Source organism: Lederbergia sp. NSJ-179 (assembly GCF_022867885.1).
Lineage (GTDB): Bacteria > Bacillota > Bacilli > Bacillales > Bacillaceae_C > Lederbergia.
On sequence record NZ_JALIFP010000002.1, the window covers coordinates 248,934 to 255,842 of the forward strand.

Here is a 6,909-nt window from a genome sequence, read left to right on the forward strand (position 1 = left end):
TCCTTTTTGAATGATAGGGTCAAAAAAATCTGGTAAGGGAATTTCTCACCAGATTTTTTGGATGCTAATTTTCAAAATATTCTTTGATACCATCAACAATCGCGTTCGCTGTTTGTTCCCGAAATGTTTTAGATTTAACCGTCTGCTCCTCTTGAGGATTACTTAGATAGCCCAATTCAAGTAAAATGGATGGCCTCGTATTTTCGCGAAGTACGTAATAATCGCCAAATCGTACACCGCGATCCCTAAGTTGAACAGCCTCGGTAATATTGTTATGAATCGTTTCAGCTAATATTCTATCCTGCTCATTGTAATAATAAGAGGTATGTCCTTCCACTTGTTGATTATCTATACTGTCATAATGCAAGCTGATAAAAGCGTCTGCTTGCTCTACGTTTGCTTGTTCCGTTCTTGATTCTAAACTAATGTACTCATCTGTGGAACGTGTCAATACGACATTAAAACCGGCCTTATCTAATTTATGGGCAAGGAGATTACCTATTTCCAGGGTCAGATTTTTTTCGAGTGTCCCATTGCTCCCCGTTGCTCCTTGATCTCGTCCACCATGCCCGGGATCAATCACAACCATTTTAGCACCTGGCTTATGCTTGAATTGCAATTTATCGGTTTGGGATGTGGTTGCTGCAACAATCCAGCTAGCGACAAAACCAGTTTTTCCCGATGCATATTCAATCTTATACCAATCACCATTTTTTTCTAAAACAGAAAAGGTTTCTCCAGAAGAGACCTGTGTCACAATTTGGGACTTAAGAGCGGGTTTTTTGCGAATGTTCGTTCCGTCGTACAAAATACTAATTTGGTTAGTCTGAGAAGAAGCTGTTGTTACAGCATCTACCTTACTAATATAGTCGCTGCTCACCCAGGCAATTTCTGATTCATACTCGATTTGGCTCCAACCATTTTGCTCACCGGTTATTTTCACCTGATCGCCCTCGTTCAAAACTCCAATTCGCTCACTTGTTGGATCTGGTTGTGATCGTACATTTAAGGAATTTGTTTGAACTGTCGCCATAAATGGCTCAGATAACGTCTCTGATTTGGTTGGGCCTTCTGCCAGCCAGCCGGCAATCCACCCTGTTTGATTGGACGGTAATTTGATTTTATACCACCCATTTTCACTGTCTACAAGCGAATAGGTTTCTCCCTTGTGAATTTGGGTAACAATAGAGTAAGTTGTACCCGGCTGTTCACGGACATTGACAATCTCTCCAATTATCGTAACTTTTTCTGTATTCGCTGATGTTATCGGGGAATAATACACAATAATAGCTATAAATAAGGCTGAAATTGTTATAATAATGGCCCTTTTGTTCACTGTACGTAAAACCGCCTTTCTAAATATCCTTCTATGAATTTACATTGTACCAATATTCATAGAGCATTATCAAACTAAGTATTCGATAATTCTGCTCAAAATCCTTTTTTTTATAGGATTTTTCTGATTAGGACATAATAATTTTAAAGCTATTTAAGGAGGAAGGAATTTATTCATGAAGGCCAGTGAGAAAAATCTAGCATCCTTTTCTAGTGCTACACAGCTTATTCAAATGAATGTACAAAGTAACCCCGAGAGTCATCATCTTGAATTACAAAATCAATCCATTTATGAAGAAGGTTTAGCTTTATCTGAAGTAAAAGCTTGGAAAAAATCTCTTCATCGTTCGTAAATAATTTGGAAGCTATTGACAAAGAATAGGGAAATCCGTATGATATAGTAATTAAAATAGTCAGCCAATGAGGGAAAAAGTAGTTGAGAATGGATCAGAAAGAGAGGAAATGCCTTGGTTGAAAGCATTTCTCTGATAACATCTTAATGAAACACATTCCGTAGGCTTCCACTTCGAAACCATCTGGTAGTAGGAGTAGGACGTATGCAGGCGATAACGAACAAAGTGAAAGCTGTAAACATACAGCTTTAAAAAGGGTGGCACCGCGGGAACTAAACTCTCGTCCCTTGTTTTTCGGAACAAGGGACGAGAGTTTTTTTGTATAAAAAAAACAAAAACAAGGGGGATTTGAAATGACCATTCAGATACCTAGAGGAACCCAGGATATTTTGCCTGGTGAAGTGGAAAAATGGCAATGGATCGAAGAAACAGCCAAAAAAATATGTCGCTTATATCAATATCAAGAAATTAGAACACCGATCTTTGAACAAACAGAATTGTTTCAGCGGGGAGTCGGAGATACAACCGATATTGTTCAAAAAGAAATGTATTCCTTTCAAGATCGGGGCGGGAGGGACTTAACATTACGCCCAGAAGGGACAGCCTCAATTGCACGTTCCTTTACAGAAAATAAAATGTTTGGCTCTCCCAATCAACCTGTTAAGCTTTATTATTTAGGGCCAATGTTTCGTTATGAACGGCCACAGTCAGGGAGATATCGGCAGTTTGTTCAATTTGGTGTAGAGGCTTTAGGAAGTATGGACCCCGCTATTGATGCGGAAGTAATTGCTTTAGCAATGGAATTATATCGTAATTTGGGGCTTAAGCGGCTTAAACTTGTTCTCAATAGTCTTGGGGACCGGGAAAGCAGAATCTCGCATCGAAATGCCTTAATTCAACACTTTCAGCCGCGAATCAATGAATTTTGTTCGGACTGTCAAGCAAGATTGGAGAAAAATCCGCTGCGAATATTGGATTGTAAAAAGGACCGAGATCATGAATTGATGGGGACAGCACCGTCTATCCTAAATTTTTTGAACGAGGAATCAACGGAATATTTTCAAAGGGTTCAACAATATTTGGCCTCTATGAATATTGAGTTTGTTGTAGATCCTACCCTTGTGAGAGGCCTGGATTATTATAACCACACCGCTTTCGAAATCATGAGTGAAGCAGAAGGATTCGGTGCCATCACGACGCTTTGTGGTGGGGGGAGATATAACGGTCTAGTAAAAGAAATGGGTGGACCTGATACTCCGGGAATTGGCTTTGCGTTAAGTATCGAACGATTAATTCAAGCGTTAGAGGCAGAATCTGTTTCGCTCGATAATGATCGAACGATAGATGCCTACATTATTGCCTTAGGAGAAAAGGCAAAAGATTATTCCGTTTCGTTATTGGAAGATTTACGTCGAGAAGGTTTCTCTGTTGAACGGGATTATATGGATCGTAAGCTGAAAGCTCAATTTAAAGCAGCGGAACGGCTTGGCGCTCATTATGCCGTCATCATTGGAGACGATGAACTAACCTCTGGTGTTGTGGCAATAAAAAATCTAGCTACAGGTGAACAACAAGAAGTTCCGGTAAAAAAAATTCAAGAGGTATTGTCAAATTAAGTGGATAGGGGGAAAAGAGATGTTTGGAAGATCCTATTATTGTGGAGAAATATCGGAATCCGCTATTGGTGAATCCGTTGTTTTAAAAGGATGGGTACAAAGAAGAAGAGATTTGGGGGGGTTAATCTTTATTGATCTCCGTGACCGGACAGGGATTGTTCAAATTGTATTCAATCCAGATATTTCAAAAGAAGCATTAGAAATCGCTGAAAAAGTGAGAAACGAATATGTATTAGATATCCAAGGACAGGTTGTAAAAAGAGAAGACAGCACCATTAATCCGAATATTAAAACTGGTGAAATTGAAGTACTTGTTTCCAATATTACAGTGATTAATGAGGCGAAAACCCCTCCATTTGCGATTGAAGATCGCTCAGACGCGTCAGAAGAAATTCGGTTGAGATATCGCTATTTGGATCTACGTCGACCAGATATGTATGCTGTTTTTAAAATGCGTTCTGATATAACGAAATCAATTCGGAACTTTTTGGATGATAAAGGCTTTTTAGATATGGAAACCCCGATTTTAACGAAAAGCACGCCTGAAGGGGCGAGAGATTATTTAGTCCCTAGTAGAGTACATCCTGGTGAGTTCTTTGCGTTGCCACAATCCCCGCAACTTTTTAAGCAATTATTAATGATAGGTGGGATTGATAGGTATTATCAGATTGCCCGCTGTTTCAGGGATGAGGATTTAAGGGCAGATCGACAGCCTGAATTTACGCAGGTGGATATTGAGGCAAGTTTCATGAGTCAGGACGATATCCGTGAAATGTGTGAAGAAATGATGAAAAAAATCATGCGTGAGACGAAGAATATAGACATTGAAACGCCATTTCCCGTTTTGCCATATGATGAAGCCATGTCAAGATTCGGCTCAGATAAACCTGATACTCGTTTTGGGATGGAATTAAAGGATGTTTCCCATCTTGTTGAACATAGTGGTTTCAAAGTGTTTTCTGGAGCAGTCGCATCAGGGGGACAAGTGAAAGCAATTGTTCTAAAAGGGGTTGCTGACCAATATTCCCGAAAAGATATTGATGCCCTTGGGGAATATGCTGCTAGATATGGTGCAAAGGGACTTGCCTGGATGAAAGTGGAAGAAAGAGCTTTGAAAGGACCTATTGCTAAGTTCTTTTCCGAAACAGAGCAACAAGAATTTTGTCAGGAACTTTCTGCAGAGCCTGGTGATTTAATTTTATTTGTGGCGGATAAAAAATCTGTTGTAGCGGATGCCTTAGGGGCATTACGATTAAAATTAGGAAAAGACCTTCATTTAATTGATGAAGCTGCCTACAATTTCCTTTGGGTTGTTGATTGGCCACTTTTCGAATATGACGAAGAAGCAGGCCGTTATTCAGCCGCCCATCATCCGTTTACTATGCCTGTTCGAGAAGATATAGATAAACTAGAAACAAATCCTGCTGATGTACGAGCCCAAGCCTATGATCTTGTATTAAATGGGTATGAACTTGGAGGGGGATCTCTAAGAATCTTTGAAAGAGAAATTCAAGAAAAGATGTTTAAAGCCCTCGGTTTTTCAGAGGATGAAGCCAAGGAGAAGTTTGGTTTTCTTCTAGAAGCCTTTGATTATGGGGCGCCCCCACATGGAGGAATTGCACTCGGCCTGGACCGAATCGTGATGCTTCTTTCTGGCTGTAGCAGCTTACGCGATACGATTGCCTTCCCTAAAACGGCGAGTGCGAGTGATCTTCTGATGAAAGCGCCGGATGAAGTGAGCGAGGATCAATTAAAGGAATTATATTTGGTTTTAGCGAAAGAAGAAGATTGAAAACAGGTCAAAAATCCCATTTCGTTCCATTTGAAAAAATGGCATTCCTGTGATAATATTTAATCAACAGGATAAGTCCTGATGTGTTCGTTCTAGTTCCTTATCGTTTTGACCGACAAGTCATAACTACGGGAGTCTGTTTGTCTTCATTCCAAATATAAGCCTCCGGTTGAGAGGACATATGAGGTTTGAAGCAGGACACCCACCTGCCGAGAGCGGGTTCAAAACAAAGGTTGAAAGACGGCACGATCGGGACTTATCCACTTCGCTTTTAAAGGACACAACCAGCTCAATACATGTTGGTTGTTTTTTTATTGGAATATATATAATGTGTAGGTAAAAGATATGAAATTATTTTATGATCTTCATCCTGGTGAAAGAAGAGGATGATGAACCTTTTAGTTGGAGTTGAGTATGGGATGTTACATCAATTTTCGCGAAATGAATTAGCGATTGGAGAACAAGGGTTAAAGCTTTTAAAAAACAGTACGGTTGCCGTTTTAGGTGTAGGCGGGGTAGGTACGTTTGCGGCAGAAGCGTTAGCAAGAACAGGTATTGGAAAGCTTATTTTAGTGGATAAAGATGATGTGGATATTACGAATGTGAATCGACAATTGATTGCTCTATTATCAACGGTAGGACAACCTAAAGTAGATTTGATGACAGAACGCATTCACGATATAAACCCCGAATGTGAAGTGGTTTCTTTAAAAATGTTTTATACGGAAGAAACCTCCGACTTCTTTTTTGAACATCATCCTGATTTTGTCATTGATGCCTCAGATACGATCAGTTATAAAATTCTTTTGATGAAAGAATGCCTAAAGCGCAAGATTCCTATTATCTCTGCCATGGGAGCGGCTAACAAAATGGATCCGACAAGATTAAGGATCAGTGATATTTCTAAGACCCACACAGATCCAATTGCGAAAGTAATTCGAACAACATTAAAAAAAGAAGGGATTAAAAAAGGCATCCCTGTTGTCTTTTCTGATGAAAGTCCGATCGTGATTAGGGAAGATGTTCGAAAAACAGTCGGAAATGATAATTCTGAAATCCGTAAGGCGCAAATGCCCCCATCTTCGAATGCCTTTGTTCCATCTACAGCCGGATTAATCATGGCTAGTTATGTTGTAAAGCAAATTTTAAATGGAATTTCGATCGAACGGGTTATCGATCGTAAGTAAAAAAATTAAGAAGCATCCAAAAAGGATTGGCCATTTAAGAAAAGATGTCAAATGCCGAAAAATGAACAGGTAGTACGTCTTTTAATTCTTTAACCTTTGGAACGTTAACATAAGTCTTCAATAGTAGGAGTCTATTAAGAAAGGAAGGGGGAAAGAGAAAAATGCGATATAAAGACTCCATTACGACAATCGTGATTTATCGAGTTGTACAAATATTTAAGGCGTTTTCAAAATAAAAAATGGAGGGAATTTATTATGAGCATTTTAAAAAGGAGGTAGGTATAAAATGAAAATTATTCTCTTGGGAATCGCAATTATACTTTTTGGTGCCACAATGATATTGGCATTTAGTTCAACAGGATTTGGCTATGTAATTGGAACAAAGTTTGGTCTAGCAATTTCGATTTTTGGTTTATTGATTTCAATAGTAAGTTGTTTTATAAATAATAAAAAATAATAGCTAGCGATAACTTTGAATAAAGTGAAGAGAATAGATAATTTGTTTTTGCTTCCTCGCTATTTAATGTTTAGTTTAAAATCTCATACAGCTGTCAATACTGGGTAGAAACTACGAAAATACCTAGGAGATGATAGCTTTATGAGAGATTTTCAAGAAGATTATAACG

Annotated in this window: 6 protein-coding genes, 1 other RNA gene and 1 other annotated feature; of the genes, 6 read left to right on the top strand and 1 reads right to left on the bottom strand. The window is 38.9% G+C overall.

The genetic code is table 11. From position 1 onward, the window contains the following. Nucleotides 1-64: 64 nt before the first annotated feature. Entirely contained in the window at nt 65-1,336 is a 1,272-nt protein-coding gene (locus tag MUB24_RS03180; protein ID WP_244701117.1) for an N-acetylmuramoyl-L-alanine amidase family protein, read from the bottom strand. Nucleotides 1,337-1,511: 175 nt separating this feature from the next. Between MUB24_RS03180 and MUB24_RS03185 the strand changes: the two genes are divergently transcribed. From MUB24_RS03185 to MUB24_RS03210, 6 genes are all read left to right on the top strand, one after another. After that, complete coding sequence (locus tag MUB24_RS03185) at nt 1,512-1,688, top strand: hypothetical protein (protein WP_244701119.1); 177 nt, start codon at nt 1,512-1,514, stop codon at nt 1,686-1,688. A 58-nt stretch (nt 1,689-1,746) separates the two neighbouring features. Then, nucleotides 1,747-1,979 (top strand) — a binding site (T-box leader). Nucleotides 1,980-2,041: 62 nt separating this feature from the next. Next, nucleotides 2,042-3,304: a histidine--tRNA ligase gene (gene hisS, locus MUB24_RS03190; RefSeq protein ID WP_244701121.1), complete on the top strand. Its 1,263-nt coding sequence runs from the start codon at nt 2,042-2,044 to the stop codon at nt 3,302-3,304. Between the two features lie 19 nt (nt 3,305-3,323). Continuing rightward, nucleotides 3,324-5,096, top strand: coding sequence for an aspartate--tRNA ligase (gene aspS, locus MUB24_RS03195; RefSeq protein WP_244701124.1), 1,773 nt, complete (start codon nt 3,324-3,326; stop codon nt 5,094-5,096). Between the two features lie 72 nt (nt 5,097-5,168). Continuing rightward, nucleotides 5,169-5,356: non-coding RNA, 6S RNA (ssrS, locus tag MUB24_RS03200), on the top strand. Between the two features lie 159 nt (nt 5,357-5,515). Then, complete coding sequence (locus tag MUB24_RS03205) at nt 5,516-6,283, top strand: tRNA threonylcarbamoyladenosine dehydratase (protein WP_244701168.1); 768 nt, start codon at nt 5,516-5,518, stop codon at nt 6,281-6,283. Nucleotides 6,284-6,569: 286 nt separating this feature from the next. Beyond that, complete coding sequence (locus tag MUB24_RS03210) at nt 6,570-6,740, top strand: hypothetical protein (protein WP_244701126.1); 171 nt, start codon at nt 6,570-6,572, stop codon at nt 6,738-6,740. Nucleotides 6,741-6,909 lie beyond the last annotated feature (169 nt).